General features: G+C 58.1%; 22 protein-coding genes. 8 read left to right on the forward strand and 14 right to left on the reverse strand.

The window, feature by feature from the left end; all coding sequences use genetic code 11:
* Window positions 1-36 precede the first annotated feature (36 nt).
* The 11 genes from dsbG to SK50_RS13730 all read right to left on the reverse strand — a co-directional run bounded on the left by dsbG (window position 37) and on the right by SK50_RS13730 (window position 13,003).
* Window positions 37-813: a thiol:disulfide interchange protein DsbG gene (gene dsbG, locus SK50_RS13680; RefSeq protein ID WP_039270741.1), complete on the reverse strand. Its 777-nt coding sequence runs from the start codon at window positions 811-813 to the stop codon at window positions 37-39.
* A 41-nt stretch (window positions 814-854) separates the two neighbouring features.
* Window positions 855-1,421: an RNA polymerase sigma factor gene (locus SK50_RS13685; protein WP_048229552.1), complete on the reverse strand. Its 567-nt coding sequence runs from the start codon at window positions 1,419-1,421 to the stop codon at window positions 855-857.
* A complete protein-coding gene (locus tag SK50_RS13690; protein ID WP_015570500.1) occupies window positions 1,418-1,831 on the reverse strand; it encodes a hypothetical protein in 414 nt (137 codons plus the stop codon). The genes SK50_RS13685 and SK50_RS13690 overlap by 4 nt, the downstream gene beginning before the upstream one ends.
* 189 nt (window positions 1,832-2,020) lie before the next feature.
* Window positions 2,021-3,571 carry a methyl-accepting chemotaxis protein gene (locus SK50_RS13695; RefSeq protein WP_039270730.1) on the reverse strand — a complete coding sequence of 517 codons (1,551 nt, stop codon included), beginning with the start codon at window positions 3,569-3,571 and terminating at the stop codon, window positions 2,021-2,023.
* 95 nt (window positions 3,572-3,666) lie between these two features.
* Entirely contained in the window at window positions 3,667-4,683 is a 1,017-nt protein-coding gene (locus SK50_RS13700; RefSeq protein WP_017693400.1) for a LacI family DNA-binding transcriptional regulator, read from the reverse strand.
* Window positions 4,684-4,711: 28 nt separating this feature from the next.
* On the reverse strand, window positions 4,712-6,118 hold the full coding sequence (locus tag SK50_RS13705) for a sucrose-6-phosphate hydrolase (protein ID WP_045345159.1): 1,407 nt from the start codon (window positions 6,116-6,118) through the stop codon (window positions 4,712-4,714).
* The gene (locus tag SK50_RS13710) at window positions 6,118-7,488 is read right to left on the reverse strand and encodes a sucrose-specific PTS transporter subunit IIBC (RefSeq protein ID WP_017382323.1); all 1,371 of its coding nucleotides are present in this window, start codon (window positions 7,486-7,488) and stop codon (window positions 6,118-6,120) included. The genes SK50_RS13705 and SK50_RS13710 overlap by 1 nt, the downstream gene beginning before the upstream one ends.
* A 66-nt stretch (window positions 7,489-7,554) precedes the next feature.
* A complete protein-coding gene (locus tag SK50_RS13715; RefSeq protein ID WP_045345157.1) occupies window positions 7,555-9,072 on the reverse strand; it encodes a carbohydrate porin in 1,518 nt (505 codons plus the stop codon).
* Between the two features lie 171 nt (window positions 9,073-9,243).
* Window positions 9,244-10,140 (reverse strand): aminoimidazole riboside kinase, encoded by an 897-nt coding sequence (locus SK50_RS13720; protein ID WP_032648360.1) that lies wholly within the window; start codon window positions 10,138-10,140, stop codon window positions 9,244-9,246.
* An 88-nt stretch (window positions 10,141-10,228) separates the two neighbouring features.
* Window positions 10,229-11,440 (reverse strand): diguanylate phosphodiesterase, encoded by a 1,212-nt coding sequence (locus SK50_RS13725; protein ID WP_048229553.1) that lies wholly within the window; start codon window positions 11,438-11,440, stop codon window positions 10,229-10,231.
* Between the two features lie 87 nt (window positions 11,441-11,527).
* The gene (locus SK50_RS13730; protein WP_045345155.1) at window positions 11,528-13,003 is read right to left on the reverse strand and encodes an alpha/beta hydrolase; all 1,476 of its coding nucleotides are present in this window, start codon (window positions 13,001-13,003) and stop codon (window positions 11,528-11,530) included.
* Window positions 13,004-13,270: 267 nt separating this feature from the next.
* On the opposite strand from SK50_RS13730, the gene SK50_RS13735 reads away from it, so the two are divergent.
* Genes SK50_RS13735 through SK50_RS13765 form a run of 7 tightly spaced genes read left to right on the forward strand, consistent with a single transcriptional unit; the run spans window position 13,271 to window position 20,099 of the window.
* Window positions 13,271-14,125, forward strand: coding sequence for a MurR/RpiR family transcriptional regulator (locus SK50_RS13735; RefSeq protein WP_048229555.1), 855 nt, complete (start codon window positions 13,271-13,273; stop codon window positions 14,123-14,125).
* Between the two features lie 12 nt (window positions 14,126-14,137).
* Window positions 14,138-14,710 carry a D-alanyl-D-alanine dipeptidase gene (gene ddpX / locus SK50_RS13740; RefSeq protein WP_045345154.1) on the forward strand — a complete coding sequence of 191 codons (573 nt, stop codon included), beginning with the start codon at window positions 14,138-14,140 and terminating at the stop codon, window positions 14,708-14,710.
* A 15-nt stretch (window positions 14,711-14,725) separates the two neighbouring features.
* A complete protein-coding gene (locus SK50_RS13745) occupies window positions 14,726-16,258 on the forward strand; it encodes an ABC transporter substrate-binding protein (protein WP_015570494.1) in 1,533 nt (510 codons plus the stop codon).
* A 23-nt stretch (window positions 16,259-16,281) separates the two neighbouring features.
* A complete protein-coding gene (locus SK50_RS13750) occupies window positions 16,282-17,304 on the forward strand; it encodes an ABC transporter permease (RefSeq protein ID WP_003857077.1) in 1,023 nt (340 codons plus the stop codon).
* Window positions 17,301-18,197 carry a D,D-dipeptide ABC transporter permease gene (gene ddpC / locus SK50_RS13755; protein ID WP_006810694.1) on the forward strand — a complete coding sequence of 299 codons (897 nt, stop codon included), beginning with the start codon at window positions 17,301-17,303 and terminating at the stop codon, window positions 18,195-18,197. The genes SK50_RS13750 and ddpC overlap by 4 nt, the downstream gene beginning before the upstream one ends.
* Window positions 18,194-19,180, forward strand: coding sequence for an ABC transporter ATP-binding protein (locus tag SK50_RS13760; RefSeq protein WP_032669851.1), 987 nt, complete (start codon window positions 18,194-18,196; stop codon window positions 19,178-19,180). The genes ddpC and SK50_RS13760 overlap by 4 nt, the downstream gene beginning before the upstream one ends.
* Window positions 19,173-20,099 carry an oligopeptide/dipeptide ABC transporter ATP-binding protein gene (locus SK50_RS13765; RefSeq protein WP_045345153.1) on the forward strand — a complete coding sequence of 309 codons (927 nt, stop codon included), beginning with the start codon at window positions 19,173-19,175 and terminating at the stop codon, window positions 20,097-20,099. Before SK50_RS13760 ends, SK50_RS13765 begins: the two co-directional genes overlap by 8 nt.
* Here the strand turns inward: SK50_RS13765 and SK50_RS13770 are convergent.
* A complete protein-coding gene (locus SK50_RS13770; protein WP_045345151.1) occupies window positions 20,096-20,845 on the reverse strand; it encodes an SDR family oxidoreductase in 750 nt (249 codons plus the stop codon). The two genes, SK50_RS13765 and SK50_RS13770, sit on opposite strands and share 4 nt — an antisense overlap.
* 137 nt (window positions 20,846-20,982) lie before the next feature.
* Here SK50_RS13770 and SK50_RS13775 point away from each other — a divergent pair, with 137 nt between their 5' ends.
* Window positions 20,983-21,888, forward strand: coding sequence for a LysR family transcriptional regulator (locus tag SK50_RS13775; protein WP_017693392.1), 906 nt, complete (start codon window positions 20,983-20,985; stop codon window positions 21,886-21,888).
* Window positions 21,889-21,911: 23 nt separating this feature from the next.
* Here the strand turns inward: SK50_RS13775 and SK50_RS13780 are convergent, their stop codons facing one another.
* Together SK50_RS13780 and SK50_RS13785 are read right to left on the reverse strand one after the other, a co-directional pair.
* A complete protein-coding gene (locus SK50_RS13780; RefSeq protein WP_003857069.1) occupies window positions 21,912-22,340 on the reverse strand; it encodes an OsmC family protein in 429 nt (142 codons plus the stop codon).
* Between the two features lie 69 nt (window positions 22,341-22,409).
* Window positions 22,410-23,297 (reverse strand): LysR family transcriptional regulator, encoded by an 888-nt coding sequence (locus tag SK50_RS13785; protein WP_023303768.1) that lies wholly within the window; start codon window positions 23,295-23,297, stop codon window positions 22,410-22,412.

Genomic DNA, 23,297 nt, shown 5'->3' on the forward strand with positions numbered 1-23,297 from the left:
GAAAAAAGGCAGAAACGTTCTGTTTCTGCCTTTCTTTTACGGCTTCGGCCCGAACATCGCCTCAAGCTGTTTTGCGTCTGGCATACCCACGACCTGTTGCAGTTCGTTTTGCTCATTCAGGTAATAAATAGCCGGTGTGGCATTCGCGCCGAGACTGTCCATTAGCGTCTGGTGATTTTGCAGGATCTCAACGGTTTCCCGGGAAGCCGCAGCTTCAGGTTTCGGCAGCTTTTTCCCGCCGGACAGCTCGTACGTTTTCCAGGCCGACACCGGATCTTTCGCATTCAGGATCGCGGAGGCGTTACGCCCGCTGTTCGGGTTAAGAAATGCAACCAGCAGCGTATTGAGCTGAACCTTGCCAGCCTTCACCCACGGCTGCGCTTCAGCCCAGAACTGCTTGCAGTACGGGCAGAACGGGTCGGCAAAGACGAAGACTTTGCGCGGGGCACTCTCCGCGCCCTCTTTCAGGGGATGCGCCGCATCGAGCTTTTTCCACATCTCGCGGCCCATCGGGGCGTAGATCTCTTTCTGGAAAAAGGCCTCGCTGAGGTTGGTTCCTTTCTCATCATAAAGATAACCAGACACGACGTGCTTTCCGTCAGGGGTCAGAAAGAGCGTCACGCCCATGTCCTGATATTTCCCCAGCCACGCTGGCGCGCCGCCGGGAGCGTCAATTTTCTTGATGATTTTGATGTCCTGCTGTTCACTGAAGTGCTTCACCACATCCGGAAGCGACTCCTCTGCCCTGACCAGCCCTGAAACCATCAGAGCAGAGAGTAACAGCACCTTTTTCTTTGCTAACCGTTGAAGCATAACGACCCCTCTAAGATATTGTTTTTCAGAGTGGTCGAAGTTTATTGTCCTGTCAACGCTTCATAAATATCCTTGAGGCGACTACGCAAAAATCGCACGGCTTTGTGTTTGCGGGATAATAACGCCTGCACACTGTCGCCTGTTTCCTCTGCCAGCATCTTCATGCTGTAGCCCTCAAATTCCGTTTTTTCAAACACCTCGCGCTGAGGTGGCGGCAGTTCCGACAGGGCTTGCCCCAACTCCTCCCATAGCAGCATGTTGAGATACTCCTCCTCCGGCGTTTGCGGTACGCCGAATAACGTTTCTGCAATCTCCTGCTCAGGAAAGTCTTCGTCATCTGCTGTCAGGTACCCCGGCAGTGAAACCTCGTGCTTTTTTCGCGCCCGGTCGATCATCTCATTTCGTGCGGCGCGAAACAGCCAGGCGGCGACGTTCTCGACCGGTTGTTCCACTTTCATCAACTGCCAGGTCACTTCCTGAAGAATATCATCGACATCATCACGAACCGCAGTCCGTCCGCGAATGAAGGCTTTTAGCCGCGCGCGGCAGGCATTGAGTGCCGAGATCAGTAATGATTCCCCCGCCTCACCGGCTTTCACATCGCTCACTCGGCTTCCGGCGCTTTCGCACCGTTATCGTCTCGCTTTTCATCCCGGCCATCGTGCCACCGGCAATGACCGTGGCGCCCAAATCCCGCCCGACGCTGCTGAATGAAGGCCTCACGTTGTTCGGGGCTCATATTCATCCATTGTTCGTGCATACGGCGGTGCGCACCGAACATACCAGGACGGAAACCCAGCCCACCGAAAAGAATGCGGCTCAGCAGCAGGATCCCCAGCGCCTGCCAGAAGCCAATGGCTTTAACCCCCAGGATGGCCGGGAGCAACGCGTTCCACAGGGACATGACCAGCAGGCCAAGCACCACGAACAGGACTGCGCCAATCACGATGCCCTTACCCATACGATGGCGGCCCAAACCACGCCCGTGACCTTTTCCGTGCATATCAAAATTTCTCATGTGTACCTCGTTTATGTTGAATGATTATGGTCTCTGATGAGGTAGACGGATGAGGAACAGAAATATTGCCGGGGAAAGATAAAATTTATGTGATAGCGGCTTTGTACGGATAACAGTAATGGCTGAAGGAGATTGTGCAGCGGCTACATGCAGACATTAAAAAGGCTCCCTCAGGAGCCTCTCTGAACATCACGCCGTAGCAGGCAAACTAAAGCTCGAGATACTCTGGGACAGCTGCTGCGCCTGCTCCTCCAGCGAGGCCGCGGCGGCGGCGGATTGCTGCACCAGCGCCGCGTTCTGCTGGGTCACACCGTCCATCTCCGTTACGGCCTGCCCAACCTGACCAATCCCGCGGCTCTGCTCTTCTGAGGCAACCGAAATCTGTTCCATCAGCGTATGCACTTTATTCACAGAGCTGATAATAGAATCAATCACCTCTCCCGAACGATTCACCAGTTGTGCACCGTTTTTCACGCTGGAAACAGACTGGGCGATAAGGCTTTCGATATCTTTCGCCGCCACCGCGCTTTTTTGTGCCAGGGTGCGCACTTCACTTGCTACCACGGCAAATCCTCGCCCCTGCGCGCCAGCACGCGCCGCTTCAACGGCCGCGTTTAGCGCCAGAATATTAGTCTGGAAAGCAATGCTGTTGATGACGCTGGTGATGTCCTCAATACGCTTCGAATTGGACGCGATAGTATTCATCGTTTCGATGACTTCACGGGTTACCGCTTCACCGGTATGGGCATTTTTCACGGCATCCTGCACCAGCTTACCGGCCTGGAAAACGTTGTCGGTGTTATTCGCCACCGTCGCGCTCAGCTCTTCCATGCTGGCGGCCGTCTGGGTCAGGGCCGAAGCCTGTTGCTCGGTACGGGAGGCCAGGTCGATATTGCCGGAGGCAATTTCCTGCGCCGCATGCGTCACAGTGTGGCTGGCATCGCGCACCTGAGAAATGGTGGAGAGCAGCGCCTGGCGCATCTGCTCCATCGAGGACATCAGGTGATTGATTTCATTCCCGGAATCACGCTTGATCGGTACCGGTACGTCCAGCTTCCCGGCCGCAATCTGGCGACAGTGCTCGCGCGCCAGGTTCACCGGCGCAAAGACCACGCGTTTCATCAGCAGGCTGACGGCGAAGATCACCACCACGAACAGCACCGCAATGCAGGCGATAATAACCAGACCCGACACGAAATTATGGCTCGCATCCTCGTTCAGCGTTTTGGCGTACTTCTGGTGAACGGAGAGAACCTGATCGAGCACAATTTCATATTGGCGATCGAGTTGAGACACCACGGGAATAAGAGCGTTGAACCGCGACACATCGTGAGCAGCGGCAGCGGCGATGAGAGGCGCCAGTCCCTGGTTACGGTAGTTTTGCCACGCCTCCTGGTAGGCAGTGACCAGCGGGGCTTCGTCCGGCAAACGCGGCGAGGCCATAAACGCCGAAAATGCACTATCGGCTTTGGTCAGCGCCTCTTTAACCGAGGCCAGTTTCGCAGACAGATCGGTAGCGTCCCCCGCTTCCACCATTTTCACATACTCCATAACCCTGACCCGCAGGGTTCGGCTGTGGTTAATGGGATCAATAATGGACAGAACCACCTGAATTTCTTTGTTCACATTATCCAGCGAAGTATTACTTTTAATGATGAGCCCAACGCTGGTGATAGTGCTGGCCACAAAGAAGAAAAGCAGGGAAAACAGGATAATCAGGGATGATTTTTTCAACGACATAACACACCTCAGGGATATAATTTCCCTTTGGTTATCGGCTGAATCCAATCTTTAATTAATTAAAGTTATTGATGTCACCCTCAGACGTTACCCAGTCACTCTACGGCCTTGTATCGCCGTTGCAGGGTGGCATCCAGCTTACGCTGGATCGGCTCCGGCGTTTCCCCTTCAATCAGTTTGCCAATCAGATCAAAGCAGTGCCAGGCGAGCTGGCGGTTATCCTGACGAACGGTATCGACAGGAATGGTCAGAGAATCATAGAGATAGTGATCGTCAAAGCTGGCCAGACGCATATCGCTTTGCAGCAGATTATGTTGCCCCATATAGCGCAACACCCCTTCCAGAAGACCGCAGGCGGCGGTAAAAAGGGCTTTTGGCGGGCGGCCCAGGCGTGCGCAAAGCTCGGCAAACATTTCGTAGCCGGAGCTCGGATGGTAATTACCATGAATGATCCACTCCGGACGTAACTCGACGCCAGCGTCACGCAGCCCCTGCTTAAACCCTTCAAGACGGTCACGCGTCGGGGAAAGCCGCGGCTGACCGCCGAGGAAGTAGAACTCATCCGGATGCTGGCGCGCGATGTCGGCCACCAGTGTGGCGGTTGGGGTAATTGAATCGGTGAGAACCAGCGGCAGAGAACTGTCGTTCATATGACGGTCAAAGAGTACAACGGGCAACTGTTCGCTCAGCTTTTGATAGTCCGCGTCGTTGAGCATGCTGGAGGCGACAATCAGCCCGTCCACCTGGCGGGCCACCATGTTATTGACCACCACAGTCTCCTGGCCCGGATTTTCATCGCTACAGGAGATCAGCAGCTGAACACCCGCCTCGCGGCAGAGGGTCTCCAGCTCATGAGAAAAAACGGCAAACCCGTAGTTGGTGATTTCCGGCACCACCAGACCAATGGTGTGGCTGCGGTTGTCCCGCAGCGAACGGGCGTGAATGCTGGGCTGATAATGATGTTCTTTGGCAATCGCCAGCACACGCTCGCGTGTCTCCTCCGCCACCCGAAGCTCTTTGCTGCGGCCGTTCAGAACCAGGCTGGCGGTGGCTTTTGATACCCCCGCCAGCTCCGCGATATCTTTAATGGTGACGCGTTTTGTTTTTCTCACAACGACTTAGATCCGGCTGCCAAAACCTCTATTCTATCATGCAGCTGCGCAGCGACCAGTAGCGTAATGTGATATCGGACGCACCTTCGAAGCGTACCTGGGCCGGATGGTCAGGAAAATAGCGGCTGCTCATGACGCCTTCACCGTGATTGATGAAAATTTCGGCGCTGGAACAGTCGCACAGCACGCGTAAATGATGAACATTGCCCTGCCAGTAGCGGGTCAGCGTGTCTGCGGTTTTCAGACTGGCGCGTTCCAGACGGATCCCCTCATCATCCACAATCAGCCGCAACGCGCCGGCAAAATCCACGTTCACGCTCGATGCGCTCAGTTCGAACTCAAGACGCGCTCCCGCCAGCACCGGGGCATCGCTGGCGCGTCCCTGCCAGAGATGTTCATCCTCGCGCAGCGTTTCCAGCTCACGGACGGGGGTTTGCCAGAGCTTACCGTCGCGGTAGCGCAGTTCGCGAGGACAGGTCATCTGGTGGATCCAGCCGTGCGCCCGCGTAGGCTGGAGCATCTCTTCGCCGTCCGGCACGCCCATCCAGCCGATGAGGATGCGGCGGCCATCTTTTGCCACCGTGGTTTGCGGCGCGTAAAATTCGAAACCGGCGTCAAGCTCATGCAGCTCGCCGTGCGCAAATGCAGGCGTTTGATAATCAAATGCCCCACGCATCCAGACGGCCGGATAGGTGTTGAGATAGCGATGCGGTTCGCGCGCCAGCCCCTGCGGGCAGCAGATCAAGACGTGTGTGCCATCAAGCTCAAACAGATCCGGGCACTCCCACATATAGCCCGCGTCCGTGAGTCCGTTGACGCCGTGACCGGCGATTTCGCCGCAGGACGCCCAGGTGTGTAAATCGGCTGACGTAAACAGCAGCACCTTGCCGCGCTGCTGTCGATCCTGCGCGCCGAGCACCATGTACCACAGCCCGTCATGCCACCATACTTTCGGATCGCGGACGTGCCCGGTGTACCCGTCCGGCAGGGGCAACACCGGTCCCAGTTTGGCAAACGTGCCATCGTCATTTTGCACCGCCAGACACTGCCAGGCGGTGCGGCCGCCATCGTCAAACTTAACGTTGCCGGTATAGCACAGGGTCAGCACGCCGTTGTTATCCACGGCGCTGCCGGAGTAACAGCCATTGCGGTCATACTCTTCGTCAGGCATCAGCGCCATTGGCTCGTGCTGCCAGTGCACCAGATCTGCTGAGCTCCAGTGCCCCCAACACTTGTAGCGATGATCGCAGCCCAGCGGGTTCCACTGATAAAACAGATGGTAGCGCCCGGCAAACCAGATAAACCCGTTCGGATCGTTCATCAGCCCTGTCACCGGTGCGGGATGCCACTGCGGATAGTGGCTGTCCGCCAGCGCACGCGGCTGGCCTTGCATAACGGCCTGCAACACGGCAGGCCAGCGGGAAGATAAGGTCATTATTCAGAGTCCGTTTTATATTTCAGCAGCAGAGAGACGGTGAACGCCACGCCAAAGGCAATCACCATGCCGATTATATAGTTGAGCAGCGAGCTGGCCTGGACAATCGCCATGCCGGGAAGCGCCGTCAGGCCAACGGCGGTCATGTAGACATGCACCGACACCACCCAGGCACCGCCCGCCGCACCACCGATCAGCGCCGCGATAAACGGCTTCACAAAACGCAGGTTGATGCCAAAAATTGCCGCTTCGGTGATGCCCAGCATCGCGGAAAACGCCGACGGTAAGGTAATGGCTTTGATTTTGGCATCGCGGGTTTTGAACCACACCGCCAGACACGCCCCGCCCTGCGCCACGTTCGCCATCGCCCAGATCGGCAGCAGGAAGTTAACGCCAATCGACGGATTACCCAGCAGCCCGGCCTCAATGGCGTGGAAGCTGTGGTGAATGCCGGTAATGACAATCACCGAATAGAGCCCACCAAACAGCAGCCCGGCCAGCCAGCCCGCGTGGGCAATCAGGGTGCTAAGAATGAAGGAGATCCCGTCGCCCAGCGCGCGTCCCGCCGGGCCAATAATCAATAGCGCAATGAAGCCGGAGATAATGACGGTCAGGAACGGCGTCAGGATCAGATCTAACGCATCCGGGATCGCCCGGCGCAGCTGTTTTTCCACAATGCTCATAAACCACACCGCCAGCAGCACCGGGAAGACGGTTCCCTGATAGCCAATCATGGCGATTTCAAGACCGAAGAAGTTCATGGTGTGGAAGCCGGACGCTACGCCCCAGGCGTTGGTCAGCGCCGGATGAGTCAGGATGCCGCCGAGCGTTGCCCCCAGATACGGGTTGCCGCCAAACTCCCGCGCGGCGGTGAAACCAATCAGGATCGGCAGAATAATAAACGCCGCCGAGCTGCACATATCCAGCATGATATAGAGCGCGTTATCCGGATTAACCCAGCCGTAGGTTTTAACCATCCCCAGCAGGCCCATCAGCAGACCCGAGGCCACGATCGCCGGGATAATCGGCACGAAGATGTTGGAGAGCAGACGCGCGATACGCTGGAACGGGTTCAGCTTGCGGGCCGCAATATCCGCCGCTTCCGATTTACTGGACTCGCTAATCTCTGCCGCCTGAATAAACGCGGCGTAAACCTTATTCACCACCCCGGTGCCGAAGATTACCTGCATCTGCCCGGCGTTTCGAAAACAGCCTTTCACGCCTTCAACCTTGCCGATAGCCTGCTGGTCGGCAAGCGCATCATCGACCAGCACCAGACGAAGGCGCGTGGCGCAATGTGCCGCGCTGGCAATGTTCTCTTTGCCACCGAGCAGCGGAATAAGCTCGCGCGCAATATGATTAAAATCCATAGATACCTCTTCCTGACCTCTTTTTATGGTGTTCGAAACGCCCCCGCGATGCGGGAGCGTGAAGGGTTAAAACCAGGTTTCCATCTGCACCCCAAAGTTCCATTCCCCGCCCGCGTTGAAGCCGCTGCTGCCAAAGGCGTCATCGCTGGCGTAGTTATCCAGCTTGCTGCTCCAGTCCATCCAGGTGGCGAACAGGCGCAGCTCCGGACGGCTGAAGAAATCGCCAATTTTGCCCGCCTTTAACGTCGGGGCGAAGGTCAGCTTGTAGAAGCTACCGTTAACCGCATTGCGATCCTTGTAGCCTTCCGGGCTTAAATCCATGTACTGATAGCTGCCTTCGAACGCGAGGGCGAAATTCTGGGTCACCTCTTTGATCAGACGCGTATTGAGCGTGACCCACTCATAGCTGTCGCCCTTCACGTAGCGGTCCTTACTGGTTTGCGCCAGCACGGCAGGCGCAATGTGCCAGCCACCGCCCAGCGGCGTGACACCGTAACTTGCAAAACGCCAGGTACCGGCTTCTGACAGCAGCGCGCCGTCTGAACCAATACTTTTCACCTCGGCGCCCAGACCGTGGCCGTAAAGCAGCGCCGTTTTGGCGGAACCTTCCCGCAGGCCGTAGAAGCTCTCGTTATGCAGACCAACCAGCGCATGTACCCCGTTATTGGCCGCGTCGGTTTTAATCGGATCGCCGTTGCTGTCCTTACGGTCGTCATTATCTTTTGCCCGTAAGCCGCTGACCATCATCTGTACCGGCCCGGCGAAGTGATTCATGCTGAGGATGTAGTTCTGAACGTTGTTGTCGATCTCCTCTTCGCTGCCGAAGTTACGGCCATAAAGGGAGAAGTTACTGCGCAGCGTATCGTTCCACTTCACGTCGTAGACGCCGCCGCCGGTCCCGGCGAGAAACACCACGTCGGAATCCAGCCAGTGAATGTCGAAGTTGTCGCGGTCAAAACGCTTACCCGCCCAGAAGGTACTGCCCTTCAGCGCACCGGTAAAGTCAGGCAAATTGCCCAGCTCGGCAAAGGCCTGACGAATGTTCAGGTCGCTGCTGTCTGCCGACCAGTCGTTATAGGTTTTCTGACCGTCGGCCAGCATCGCCTTAAAGCGCGTCGTCGCACCATTCTCCAGCGTCTGTTTGTGCTCAACATTCAGCTCAACGTAGGTATCCGCTTCGTTCCCCAGTCGCCCGATGGCCCCGCCCGTTTCCCCGGCGGGCGTCAGATAAGGGCCGCTTTTGCTGCTGGAGGCCGCGTCGTTCATCAGCAGGCCGGAACGGGCGTAACCGTGAAATTCAAAACCGCCTGTCCGGTCGGCTTTTTCTTCCAGCACCGTAGTACGTTGCGCCACCGCCTGTGTGGAGGTCTGCGCTTCCTGCTGCGCAGCCACCAGCTGCTGTGTTTTCTGTTCCGCTGCCGTTGCGCGCTTTTCAGCAACCTGCGCGCGGGTTTCCGCCTCCTGCAAACGCTGCTCCAGCGCCGCCAGGCGCGCTTCGATACGTGTCATATCCGTCTGGGCAAAAACAGAGGTACTCCCGGCCAGCATGCCTATCATCACGGCAAGTCTGCGTTTTTTATACATTTTGTCGCATCCCTAATAACTATCGGAGAAAGTGCTAAATTGCTAAACCGGTTTAGGCTGATGATAATAAACCGTTGAATTTTGGATCGGCAACGTTTTTTGCTAAACCGTTTTAGTAAGTGTGATCGAGGCGACAATTCAGGCCGCCGACCGGAGGCCTGGAGAGGTGAATTACAGTTCGTGATGATAAGGCAGCGCGGTCATTGCCCCTTTTGCGGTTGTCGCCAGCGCCCCACAGCGCTGCGCCAGCGTGATGACCTCTGAAAGACGGGCCTGGCCATCACGAGCCAGACCGAACAGCAGCCCGGCGACGAAAGCATCCCCCGCGCCGGTGGTATCAATGCATTCCACGGGTGATGCAGGATAGTGCGTCAACGCGCCTTTCTGCCAGGCGGTTACGCCCTCTTTTCCCTGCGTCACCAGCACCAGCCTGGCCGGACAGGTGCGCATCAGCGCCGCCAGCCCCTCATGGACCTGCGCATTTCCGGTTAAGAACGCCAGCTCTTCCACCGAGATTTTCACCACATCTGCACAGGCTAATGCCCGCTCAAGACACTGACGCAGCTCGACTTCATCGTGCCAGAGATCGGCGCGGATATTGGGGTCAAAGCTGACAAATCCCCCCGCCAGTCTGATAGCGGACATCGCCTGAAACGTCGCGGAACGGCTGGGTTCGGCGCTGAGCGCGATAGAGCAGACGTGCAGCCACTCCCCGGCGCGGAATGGCGGGAGATCGGCAGAGTCGAGGAATAAATCAGCGCTCGGGCGAACCATAAAGGTAAAGGAACGTTCACCGTCGTTATCGAGATCCACCACCACCGTGGAGGTGCGATGCTGCGGGTCCAGGCGCAGCCATTCTGTATTAACCTGCTCATCCGCAAGCGTTTTTTGCATAAAACGCCCGAAGGGGTCGTCGCCCACCCGGCCTATAAAGGCGCTTCTGCCGCCCAGACGCGCAACCCCTACCGCGACATTGGCCGGTGCGCCGCCAGGACATTGCAGCAGTTTGCCCTCTCCGTCGGGCAACAGATCCACCACTGCATCGCCAAGTACCCAGATCGTCTCCATATCACCTTCTTAGCTAAATCATGTTAAACCGGTTTAGCTATTTAAGCACAGGCAGGGTGTCGGGGAAATATGGCGAGGGACAATTTGCTTAACCCACCCGATGGGGCCAGTGAATATCACCCACGCCATTGAGCTGCGGGCGGGCGAACAAAAAGCCCTGGAAGCGGCGAATACCGGCGGATTCAAGCCAGCACCACTCTTCTATCTTCTCAATGCCTTCTGCGACCAGCGTAATCTCCAGATCGGTGCAGCAGCTGATTATCGACTTCACAATCGCCTGCTTGGGCCCGCTCAGGTGGATATCGCTGACGATCTCTCTGTCGATTTTGAGCTTATCCGGCTGAAACCGGGTGAGCAGTGAAAGACCAGCATAGCCGGAACCAAAATCATCTATCGCCAGCCCAACCCCTTCCGCGCGCAGCTGTTTAATGGCGCTGTTAAACTGGTTGAAGCCAGAGATCATCTCGTTCTCAGTGACTTCAATGATCACCTGCTCTGGCTGTAGATTGTGCTTTTTGATCTGCGTTACCAGGAACTCTACCGCGCCCGGCACGTTAACCAGCGACATTGGCAGCAGGTTCACCGCCAGTTTGTGGCTGCCGATGCCGAGCTTTTGCGCCAGCGCAAAGGTCCAGGCTTTGGTTTGCAGGTCGACTTCGTAAATCTGTTCACGATCGAGACTACGGAAGAAATGCTCCGGGCTGCCGCCGTCGTTTCCGCGTATAAGCGCTTCGAGAGAACTGATTTTGCCTTCGGACGGCTCGACAATGGGTTGCAGCGCAAACTGGCAGGGCTGTCCCGCCAGCAGACCTAACCCTTTACCAAACGGCGCGCGCTCTCGCGAAAGCGTCCATTTATCAGGCTCATAGTCCGAAGCGGGTGGGATAGCGGTTTTGCCGGTGATAAAGGTCTGAATAAATTTGAAGACCCGATCCTCAGAAGTCAGATAGCTTTCCAGCTTGCTGTAATGCAGAACCGACGCCAGAACCGCTTTCGGGGTCTGAACATCCAGGTCAAACAGCAGCATTCCCACGTCTTCGAAACGTCTGCGCGGGCCGTAATCGCGCATCAGCTCCACCACGCCGGTATGCCGGTCATCCGCACGGATGGTGTTAAAAAGCGCGACGACGCTCTGTTCCGTGCCTTCGAGAATTTGCAGAACGTCACGTCCACGGGAGAGAAGAATGCCTGAGATGCCCTGCTCCGTATTACGGATCCTGGCCTGTTCAACCAGCGCGCTTAACGCTGCGGAGGTGCAGGTTAAGCTCAGCTGGCTTCGATAAATGAGAGTTGTCAGCACAGAAACGGGGTCCGGTATGGGGTATACGCCTGAACGGTATTGTTTAACACAGTTCCCCGGTGTGACCTAATCTATTCCACGTCGGGCTTAATTCTCCCCGATACGGCTGTCGATCCGCGTCTGCATATAATCGTAGAACGGATTCGACGTCACGCGCATCAGCGCATCTTTGCCGACGCTCAGAACCGATGTTTCTCCCCACAGGGCTATCGTCCCGAGGCTGATACCGTAGTGGTTTTTCACCTCAGGATGGCGGCCATACAGATCGTCATCCGGCGGGAACGGAATGGCAACATGAGACAGGGAATAAACCTCCTGCGGATACGCCACTGACAGCGGCGCCACCGTTTCCCGGGTGCTGCCCGCTGGCGTTGTCTTTGCCACCATATCAAACCTGTCGGGGCTGGCATTGGTCACAATCGTGACACTGTAACGTCTTTTCGCCTCGGGCAGCAGGTCAGCCACCGCCGTCCACGATGACGGCCTGAACAGTGGACGGAAACTCCCGGCCTGGTTGATATCAAAAACCACCAGTTCGCTGCCGTTTGCCGGAAGCTGGTCAAACAGCCCGCTGACCACGGCGCGGGTACTGACCGTTGAATCCATGACCGACTGGAAAGCAAGTATCGGCGAGAGCTGCGCCAGTTTGTGATCATGAACATCGCGATTTATCTGCTCATGCAGCGCCTGGGTGAGTAGCCAGGACTGACGTGCCGCATTCACCGGGAACGAATTGTATTTATAAGGATTATATTCCGGCGAAATGTTGAGCCACGCGGCTTTGGCAAACGCCGGTAACATAGCCGGTAGCCCGGCGAATCCGGCAAAGCGCGCAAACGCCGTGACGCCAATCATCGGGGAGAGCAACACGATCTGCTGAGGTTTACGCAGTTCAGGCGCATCAAGGGCGTCGAGGGCGTATTTCATCGCCAGCGCCCCACCGTTGGAGTAGCCCACCAGATGCAGGGGGAGATCGTTCCCCGTCAGGCGTGTTGCTTCACGAACCGCAAGGCGCGTTGCCGCCAGCCACGCCTCCCAGTCAACGTCTGTCAGCGCGCCCGGCGCCGTGCCGTGTCCGGGCAAACGAGGCACTACGGCCACAAAGCCGTGCTTTTGATAATTCTCTGCCAGATGCCTGACGCTGTAGGGCGAATCCGTCAGACCGTGCAGCAATACCACCGCCCCGCGCGGCTTTCCGGCAGGCATCAGCACGAACGACCGGTTTGCATCCGGGGAAAAGTGTCCTGGCCATACCAGGCTCTGGCGGTAATAACGGTTCAGCGGCGTGCGCTCTGCGGGGGTGACTTTCGCCGTCACCTCAGCGTCGAGAGCGGTGAAGATGGCGTTTTCCCGCGCGACATACGCTGCGAAGGTCGCGTTATCCATCTCCTGCACGGACATTTCGTCAGCCCGCCAGGTGTGCCAGTGATGCAGGGCCGGCCCCTGCTGCGAAAGATAAACCCGCACCGCCAGCAGCACGAGCACAATGATCCCGATGACCATCGCTATTTTTTTTGCGAGAGCCATCAGGCGCACGCTGACCCGCCAGGGCAAATTCGCCATGTTAGGCTCCCTCCCTTATCCACAGAGCGTTTATCTTACCAAAAAATGTGAAGAGGCTGACGTATTCACCAAATAGATACCGCTCAGGCCGGACACTGCACCAAAAGTGAACTACGCTGCACAAATGTTGAGCATCTGTTAAACAAATATTGCATTAACTTTGCTGCACAGCGCGTTTTCGCCGCAATGTGAACATGGCACGCGTCCTGCATTGTTAATCCGGTAACAGAAACCCGGACTTTGACAGCCAGTTAACAGCGAGGCGGTATGACGACCAAACCTGAGGTGTTGAGCCGTATCGAAGCGACCTTTAGCCAGCTCACCCCGAGCGAAAAGCGGGTGGCAAGCTGGATGCTGGCGCACGTCGGGCAGATCCCCTTTGAAACGGCAGAGAGCGTGGCGCTGGCCACGGCCACCAGCGGGATCACCGTCGGACGTTTTCTGCGCAAGCTGGGCTATCGCAACCTGGACGACGCCAAAAAAAGCCTGCGCGATCCCCACCAGCCCTGGGGCATTAACGAGCGTCTCGACTCCTGGAAGCAGCAACAGCCGCTGTCGGATCGCCTTCAGCACTCCCTGTCGCTGGAGGTGGACGCCATTGCCCATGTCTACCAGCTGGCGCAAAGCGAAACGTTCAGGCAGGTGGTCCAGCAACTTACCCATGCCGACGCCGTCTTCGTGCTGGGGATCCAGTCCACGCGCGGGATCGCCAATGCGTTCTTCAGCCATCTGGAGTACCTGCGCCCGCGGGTGAGCTATTCCGAAGGGCTCTCCGGTAGCTGGGTGGAGTCGCTTAACTCCGGCTTTGCGAACCCGTATATCGTGCTGACGGATACCCGCGTCTACTCCGCCATTGCCCGCCAGTACTGCCGCGTGGCGAGCGAAAAAGGCCTGGCGATGGCGCTGATCACCGATATCTGGTGCCCGTGGGCGCGGGATTATCCGATTGATTTACTCCAGGTGAAGACCGATACCGGCCATTTCTGGGATTCGCTGGCGCCGGTGAGCTGTCTCTTCAACCTGCTGCTGTCGGGCGTTGTCGAGGCGCTGGGCGATGCGCTGCCGGAACGTCTGGCAATCAACCGACAACTACAACAAGAGTTTGGTCAATTTGAACGCTAAAGGAGCGGAGCTATGCCTGAAGAGAGTCAACTGATTGATGTGGCGAAAACCTTTCCCACGCTGCATATCGATCTGAAATACGCGACCGCCGATAACATCACTGGCCGCCCGATCTACCAGCACGCCGCGTGCCTGTTGCATACGGATGCCGCCACCGCGCTGGCGAAAGCGATCAGCATCGCCGCGCTGGCCGGTCTGAAGCTGGTGGTTTACGACGCCTACCGCCCCCAGCAGGCGCAGGCGCAACTCTGGGATGCCTGCCCCAATCCGGAATACGTGGTGGATGTCGCAATTGGCTCTAACCACAGCCGGGGCACCGCCATTGACGTCACGCTGATGGATGAACACGACAACGTGCTGGATATGGGCGCCGGGTTTGACGAAATGGACGACCGTTCTCATGCCTGGCACCCTTCCGTTCCGCCCGAGGCGCAGCGAAATCGTCTGCTCCTGAACGCCGTGATGTACGGCGGCGGTTTTGTGGGCATCAGCAGCGAGTGGTGGCATTTCGAACTGCCGAACGCCGCCAGCTACCCGCTGTTAGATGACCAGTTCGCCTGTTATCCGACCACACACTCACTCTAATTCTGGAGCCCGGCCATGAAAACTACGCTGCTTACAACCCTGATTGCCGCTACGCTCGCCCTGAGCGCCCCTCTCGCGCTGGCGGCGGTGCCAAAAGATATGCTGGTGATTGGGAAAGCTGCCGATCCGCAAACGCTGGATCCGGCGGTCACTATCGATAACAACGACTGGACGGTGACCTACCCCTCGTACCAGCGTCTGGTGAAATACAAGCCTGGCACCACGGAGGTGGAAGGCGATCTGTCGACGGGCTGGAAGGCGTCTGACGACCAGAAAGAGTGGACGTTCACCCTGGCAGATAATGCAAAATTTTCGGACGGCACGCCGGTGACCGCCGAAGCGGTCAAGCTGTCGTTTGAACGTCTGCTGAAAATTAATCAGGGACCTTCCGAAGCGTTCCCGAAAGATTTGAAAGTGGACGCGGTGGATGAGCATACGGTGAAATTCACCCTCAGCCAGCCGTTCGCCCCGTTCCTCTACACGCTGGCCAATGACGGCGCGTCGATCGTCAACCCGGCGGTCCTGAAAGCCAATGCCGCCGACGACGCGCGCGGTTTCCTGGCGCAAAACACCGCGGGTTCCGGACCGTTTATGCTGAAAAGCTGGCGGAAAGGTCAGCAGCTGGTGATGGTGCCCAACCCACACTGGCCGGGTGAAAAGCCGCACTTCAAGCGCGTCTCGGTGAAGATTATCGGTGAAAGCGCCTCGCGTCGCCTGCAACTTTCCCGTGGCGATCTGGATATCGCCGACGCCCTGCCGGTGGATCAGCTTGCCGCTCTGAAGCAGGAAGGCAAAGTGGCCGTGGCGGAATACCCGTCCCTGCGGGTGACCTACCTCTATCTGAACAACAGTAAGCCTCCGATGAATCAGGTGGATTTGCGCCGCGCGGTCTCCTGGGCCACCGATTATCAGGGGATGGTGAAAGGCATTCTCAGCGGGAACGGCAAGCAGATGCGCGGCCCGATCCCGGAGGGCATGTGGGGCTTCGATACGAACGCCATGCAGTACAGCTTTGACGAGGCTAAGGCCAAAGCGGCGCTGGAGAAAGTCAACGATAAACCGGCCAGCCTGACGTTCCTCTACTCCGATAACGACCCGAACTGGGAGCCTATCGCCCTCTCCACGCAGGCGAGCCTGGGCAAGCTGGGGATTAACGTCAAGCTCGAGAAACTGGCGAACGCCACCATGCGCGACCGCGTCGGCAAAGGTGATTATGACATTGCGATTGGTAACTGGAGCCCGGACTTCGCTGACCCGTACATGTTCATGAACTACTGGTTCGAATCGGACAAAAAAGGGCTGCCGGGTAACCGCTCATTCTATGAGAACAAAGAGGTCGATGCATTGTTGCAGGCGGCACTGAAAACCACCGATCAGGCGGAACGCACCAAAGATTACCAGCAGGCGCAGAAAGTGGTGATTGACGAGGCGGCTTACGTTTATCTGTTCCAGAAGAACTACCAGCTGGCGATGAACAAAGAGGTCAAAGGCTTCACCTTTAATCCGATGCTTGAGCAGGTCTTTAACATCGCCACCATGAGTAAGTAACGGCCCACGCCGGGGGGAAGTGTATGACGTTCTGGAGCATCGTGCGCCAGCGCTGCTGGGGGTTAATCCTGGTGGTGGCCGGTGTCTGTATTATTACTTTTATTATTTCACACCTGATCCCCGGCGATCCGGCCCGCCTGCTGGCCGGTGACCGCGCCAGCGATGAAATCGTGCAGGGCATCCGCCAGCAGCTGGGGCTGGATCAACCGCTCTATATTCAGTTTGGCCGCTATGTAGAGGCGCTGGCGCACGGCGATCTGGGCACCTCCATTCGTACCGGTCGCCCCGTTGCGGAAGATTTGAAAGCCTTTTTCCCCGCCACGCTGGAGCTGGCCTTCTGCTCTTTGCTGCTGGCGCTGGTGATTGGCGTACCGCTGGGCATTTTATCGGCGGTGTACCGTAACCGCTGGCTGGATCACCTGGTGCGACTGATGGCGATGACGGGCATCTCGACGCCTGCCTTCTGGCTGGGACTGGGGGTAATCGTTCTGTTCTACGGGCAACTGCAAATTCTGCCCGGCGGCGGCAGGCTGGACGACTGGCTCGATCCGCCTGCCCACGTTACCGGCTTTTATCTGCTGGACGCCCTGCTGGAAGGCAACGGCGAGGTGTTTTTCAACGCCCTACAGCACCTGATTCTACCCTCCCTGACCCTGGCCTTTGTGCATCTGGGTATTGTGGCGCGTCAGGTGCGTTCCGCGATGCTGGAGCAACTGAGCGAGGATTATATTCGTACCGCCCGCGCGAGCGGGTTGCCGGGCTGGTACATCGTGCTGCGCTACGCCTTACCCAACGCCATGATCCCCTCCATTACCGTGCTCGGGCTGGCGCTGGGCGATCTGCTGTATGGGGCAGTCCTTACCGAAACCGTGTTTGCCTGGCCGGGAATGGGAGCCTGGGTGGTGACCTCCATTCAGGCGCTGGACTTCCCTGCCGTCATGGGCTTCGCGGTCGTGGTATCGCTGGCCTATGTCTTCGTCAATCTGGTGGTGGATCTGCTGTATCTGTGGATCGACCCGCGAATCGGGCGCGGAGGTGCCGAATGATGTTAACTCAGGAAACGCCCGTCCCCGTCAGCACCGCCAAACAGCGCATCAACTGGGCAAAGCTGTTCTGGATGTTACGCAAAAGCCCGCTCACGCTGATCGGCGGGGTGATTATGATCGTGATGCTGCTGATGATGGTGGTCTCGCCGTGGATAGTCCCGCACGATCCGAACGCGCTGGATCTGACCGCGCGATTGCAGGCGCCTTCAGCCCAGCACTGGTTTGGCACCGATGAGGTGGGCCGGGATCTGTTCAGCCGCGTGCTGGTGGGCAGCCAGCAGTCCATCACGGCGGGGCTGGCGGTGGTGGTGATTGCGGGCGGCATCGGTTCTCTGCTCGGCTGTTTGTCCGGCGTACTCGGCGGACGCGGCGACGCCATCATTATGCGTATCATGGACATTATGCTCTCCATCCCCTCGCTGGTGCTGACGATGGCGCTGGCCGCCGCGCTCGGCCCAAGCCTGTTTAACGCGATGCTGGCGATTGCGATTGTACGCATTCCGTTTTACGTGCGGCTGGCACGCGGGCAAACGCTGGTTGTGCGCCAGTTCACCTACGTGCAGGCCGCCCGCACCTTTGGCGCGTCGCGCTGGCACCTGATCAGCTGGCATATCCTGCGTAACGCCCTGCCGCCGCTGATCGTACAGGCGTCGCTGGATATCGGCAGCGCCATTCTGATGGCCGCCACGCTGGGCTTTATTGGATTAGGCGCGCAGCAACCCACCGCCGAATGGGGCGCGATGGTGGCCGTGGGGCGTAACTACGTGCTTGACCAGTGGTGGTACTGCGCGTTTCCGGGGGCGGCAATTCTGATCACGGCAGTTGGGTTTAATCTGTTTGGCGATGGTCTTCGCGACCTGCTGGATCCCAAATCAGGAGGGAAGCAGTCATGAGTGATTCCGTATTATCAATTGAAGATTTGCACCTGAGCTTCCCCATTTTTCGCGGTGACGTCCACGCGCTCAACCACGTTTCGCTGGAGATTGGCCGGGGTGAAATTGTCGGCGTGGTGGGCGAATCCGGCTCGGGAAAATCGGTTACCGCGATGCTGGCGATGCGCCTGCTGCCGGAAGGCAGTTACCATATTCACCATGGACGGGTCACGCTGCTCGGTGAAGATGTCCTGAACGCGTCGGAAAAACAGCTTCGTCAGTGGCGCGGCGCCAGGGTGGCGATGATTTTTCAGGAGCCGATGACGGCGCTCAACCCCACGCGCCGGATTGGCAGGCAGATGGTGGAGGTGATCCGCCAGCATCAGTCGCTTTCCCGCCGCGACGCGCAGCAGAAGGCGATCGCCCTGCTGGGCGAGATGCAAATCCCGGATGCGGCACAGGTGATGGATCGCTATCCGTTTGAGCTTTCCGGCGGCATGCGCCAGCGGGTGATGATCGCCCTTGCCTTCTCCTGCGAGCCGGAGCTGATCATTGCCGATGAGCCGACCACCGCGCTGGACGTGACCGTTCAGCGTCAGGTGCTGCGTCTGCTGAAACACAAAGCGCGCGCCAGCGGGACGTCGGTGCTGTTTATCAGTCACGATATGGCGGTGGTATCGCAGCTTTGTGACCGGATGTACGTTATGTACGCGGGCAGCGTGATCGAAAGCGGCAGCACGCAGACCTTGATCCACCATCCTGTGCACCCCTATTCGATTGGCCTGCTGCGGTGTGCCCCGGAAAATGGTGAACCGCGCGAGATCCTCCCGGCCATTCCCGGCACGGTGCCTAACCTCAGCCACCTCCCGTGCGGATGTGCCTTTCGCGAACGCTGTTTTGCTGCCGGGGCGAAATGCAGCGAAACGCCGCGCTTAATTTCCACGGGCGCAGAAGGCCAGCAGGCTGCCTGCTGGTACCCACAACAGGAGAGACGCCATGTCTGAGGTACTGCTGGAACTGGATAGCGTGCATGTGAATTTTCCTGCGCGCAAAAACTGGCTGGGGCGCGTGACGGAGCAGGTACACGCCCTCAACGGCATGGATCTCCGGATCCATCGCGGCGAAACGCTGGGCGTTGTGGGGGAATCCGGCTGTGGAAAGAGCACGCTGGCGCAGCTGCTGATGGGCATGCTCAAACCGAGTACCGGTGCCTGTCAGCGCGCGAATGCGGCAGGCGGTATGCAGATGGTATTTCAGGACCCGCTCTCGTCCCTCGACCCGCGTTTACCCGTCTGGCGCATCATTACCGAGCCGGTGTGGATACAGCAACGCCGCAGCGAACGGGAGCGTCGTCAGCTGGCTGAGACGCTGGCGCAGCAGGTGGGCATTCGGGCGGAATATCTTGACCGCCTGCCGCATGCGTTTTCGGGTGGACAGCGCCAGCGCATCGCTATTGCCCGGGCGCTCTCTTCGGATCCGGACATCATCGTGCTGGATGAACCCACCAGCGCGCTGGATATTTCCGTCCAGGCGCAGATCCTCAATTTGCTGGTTGCCCTGCAACAGCAGCGAAATCTGACCTACGTGCTGATCTCGCACAACGTCTCGGTGGTCCGGCACATGAGCGACCGGGTGGCGGTAATGTATCTGGGGCAGATCGTGGAGCTGGGTCCGGCGGACCAGGTGCTGGGCAAGCCACGGCATCCGTATACGCAGCTGCTGCTTGACTCCGTTCCCCGTACCGGAGAACCGCTGGACGAAGATCTGGCATTACGCAAAACCGATCTCCCCGGTAATCGCCGCCTGCCCGATGGCTGCTACTTCCGCGACCGCTGCCCGCTGGCAGTTGAAGGATGCGAACGGCCGCAGCCGCTTCAGCCCGCAGCCGGAGACCGAAGCGTACGCTGCTGGCGTAACCGCTAGATTTGCGCCATCCCGCCATCGACAAACAGCTCCGTGGCGTTTATAAAGCTGGCGGCATCGGACGCCAGAAACGCCACGGCTTTTCCGACTTCGCCCGGCGCGCCCAGGCGACCCAGCGGCACCTGGGCCGCCAGCGCATCGTATAATCCCTGACGCTGTTCTTCGGGAACCAGATCGCCAAGACCGGGCGTTTTCACGGGGCCAGGGCTGACGACGTTGACGCGTATCCCGCGGCCCTGTAAGTCCAGCGCCCAGGAGCGGGCAAAGTTCCGCACGGCGGCTTTACTGGCGCTGTAGACGCTAAAATTCGCCGTCCCCTTAATTGAAACCGTCGATCCGGTGAGGATAATGGATGAACCAGAGGAGAGCAGCGGCAGCGCTTTCTGGACGGTAAACAGCACGCCGCGCACGTTGGTGGCAAAAATCCGGTCAAACTGCTCCTCGGTGATGGCGCCCAGCGGCAGCATGTCGCCGCCCCCGGCGTTGGCGAACAGAATATCGAGTCGTCCCTCTTCTTTAGCAATCTGCGCGTAAACCGCATCCAGATCGGCCATTCTGGAGACGTCCGCGCGGATAGCTACCGACGCGGCGCCAATGTCTGCCCGCGCGGCATCCAGTTCGGCCTGACGACGTCCGGTGATATAGACCTTCGCTCCCTGCGCCGCCAGCTCCTGTGCCGTTGCGAGACCAATACCGGTGCTGCCGCCGGTCACCAGAGCGATTTTTCCTGCAAGCGTTGTATTCATACTCATAACCTTCTGTTGTGATGTAAAAGAGGAGCGTTTGCCCGCGTCAGGCAGACTTTAGATCTTGCGGGATTCGTGATAAACGGGCAAAAATGAAAATGAATTTTCACAGCAGGAAATAATCAGAGGAGATCTGTGTGGATCAGCTAATGGCAATGCGCGCCTTTACGCGGGTGGTTGAATCCGGAAGCTTTACCCGAGCGGCAGACTCCCTGAACATGCCGATAGCTACGCTGAGTAAGCTGGTAAAATCACTTGAAGCGCACCTGGAAACACGGCTGCTGCATCGTACTACGCGCCGGGTGGTCACGACGGCAGAAGGCATGGAATACTACGAGAAAGCGCTGCGGGTATTAATTGATATAGAGGACATTGATACCGCCTTTCGCGCATCGTGCTGCACGCCTAAAGGCCATTTGCGTATCGACGTGGGGGGTTCAACCGCCCGGGACGTGTTGATCCCCCTGCTGCCGGATTTTTTTCAGCGCTACCCGGACCTGCGCATCAACCTGGGGGTAGCCGATCGTCCGGTAGACTTAATCAGTGGAAACGTAGACTGTGTGATCCGCGGCGGCCCGCTGGATGACTCTTCGCTTATCGCCCGGCATATCGGTGACGCCCGGATGATAGCCTGCGCGACGCCGGGCTATCTTAAGACTCACGGCATCCCTGCCTATCCGCAGGAGCTGCGCAACGGCCATAAGCTGATTAGCTACCTTTCCCCCGTTACCGGACGCGCATTCCCGTTTCGGTTCCTCGATCGGGGTGAACCGCTGGAGATCAGCGTTCCGCACCATCTTGGAGTCAATGAAAGCAACGCACACCTGGCCGCGGCGCTGGCGGGTTTAGGGATTATTCAGACGTTTGGCTATGCTGCGAGAGCGCATCTGGAAACGGGCGCGCTGGTAGAGATCCTGAGCGACTGGCGTCCTAAGGCGTATCCTTTTCACGTGGTCTATCCACAGAGTCGGCATTTAACACATCGCCTGAGAGTGTTTATTGCGTGGCTTGCCGAGGTCTTCCCTGCGGCGGTGAAAGGTTAGCCGGGCATTTGCCCGGCCAGATATCAGTTCAGTTTGTAATCCAGCGTAATTTCGGCTTTCAACAGCTGCGACACCGGACAACCCGCCTTCGCTTTCTGAATAATGCCGTCGAACTGCTGCGGATCGATACCCGGTACCGTCACCTTGCTTTGCAGCGCCACTTTGCTGATGGCAAAACCACTGTCGGTTTTATCCAGCGAGACATCCGCCGTGGTATCGATGGAATCGGCGGTATAACCCGCTTCGCCCAACATTAGCGACAGGGCCATAGAGAAACAGGCCGCGTGCGCTGCGCCAATCAGCTCTTCCGGGTTGGTCCCTTTTTCGCCCTCGAAGCGGGTGTTAAAGCCGTAAGGTTGCTGGTTAAGGACGCCACTTTCTGTTGAGACCGTCCCTTTGCCGCGTTTGATGTCGCCAGACCAGTGTGCTGAACCGTGCTTATGAATCGTCATTCTTGCTCTCCTTTTGGCTTACAAAGGGATAAGTATAGGACGCATAATCCATTTTGCAGGGAAGACAGATTAGTCCGAGCGCGTGGCAAGGTGGTTTGCCAGCGCGTCGAGGAACACACGCTGCGCCGCAGGCTGATAGTCTCGCGACTGATAAATACCAAAAATACCGATTGGTTTTGGCGTAAAGGCGCTGAGCACCGGCACCAGGCTGCCCTGCCTTAGCGCCGCGTCGGCCTCGCGCTCGGGCAGCATGGCAATACCACAGTGGTTTATCGCCGCCTCCATCAGCAGTGACGAGATGCTGGCGCTGAGATTGCCGCTGACCGCCGTCGTGATCGGCTCCCCTTCGGGCGTCAAAAAACGCCACGACTGACCGGCAAAAAAGCTGTAATGCAGGCAGTTGTGCCGTGCTAAGTCCTCCAGCTGCTCTGGAACGCCCCGGCTGGCAAGGTAGTGCGGCGAAGCGCAAAGTACGGACCGACACTCTCCCAGTCGGCGGGCGATCATGCCCGGTTCGGGGTTATCGGTGATGCGGATCGCCACGTCAATTCGCTCGCCCACCAGGCTTACCGGATGGTTGTTAACATCCAGCTCAATGCGCAGCTGAGGGTAACGCTGCAACAGATCGGGCAGCACCGGAGCGATAATCTGCATCGCGGTAAAATGCGCGCAGGCGACGCGAAGCGTGCCTGAGGGTAAATCCTTCACTGACTGATCTTCAATTTCCTGAGAAATTTGCGAGAGCGTTCGCGTCTTTTGCAGGACCTTCTCTCCCGCCGCCGTCAGCGTCAGCTTGCGGGTGGAGCGGTTCACCAGCCGCGCCCCGGCCCACTTCTCCATCTGCTCCAGATAACGGCTCACCATCGGACGGGAGATCCCCAGCGCCCGCGCCGCCGCGCTTAAACTCCCCAGCTCACAGATGCGGTTGTACACCTGGGCGGCAATAACGCGATCCAT

Origin of the sequence: Enterobacter sp. BWH64 (genome assembly GCF_001037645.1) — a bacterium.
Lineage (GTDB): Bacteria > Pseudomonadota > Gammaproteobacteria > Enterobacterales > Enterobacteriaceae > Enterobacter > Enterobacter hormaechei_C.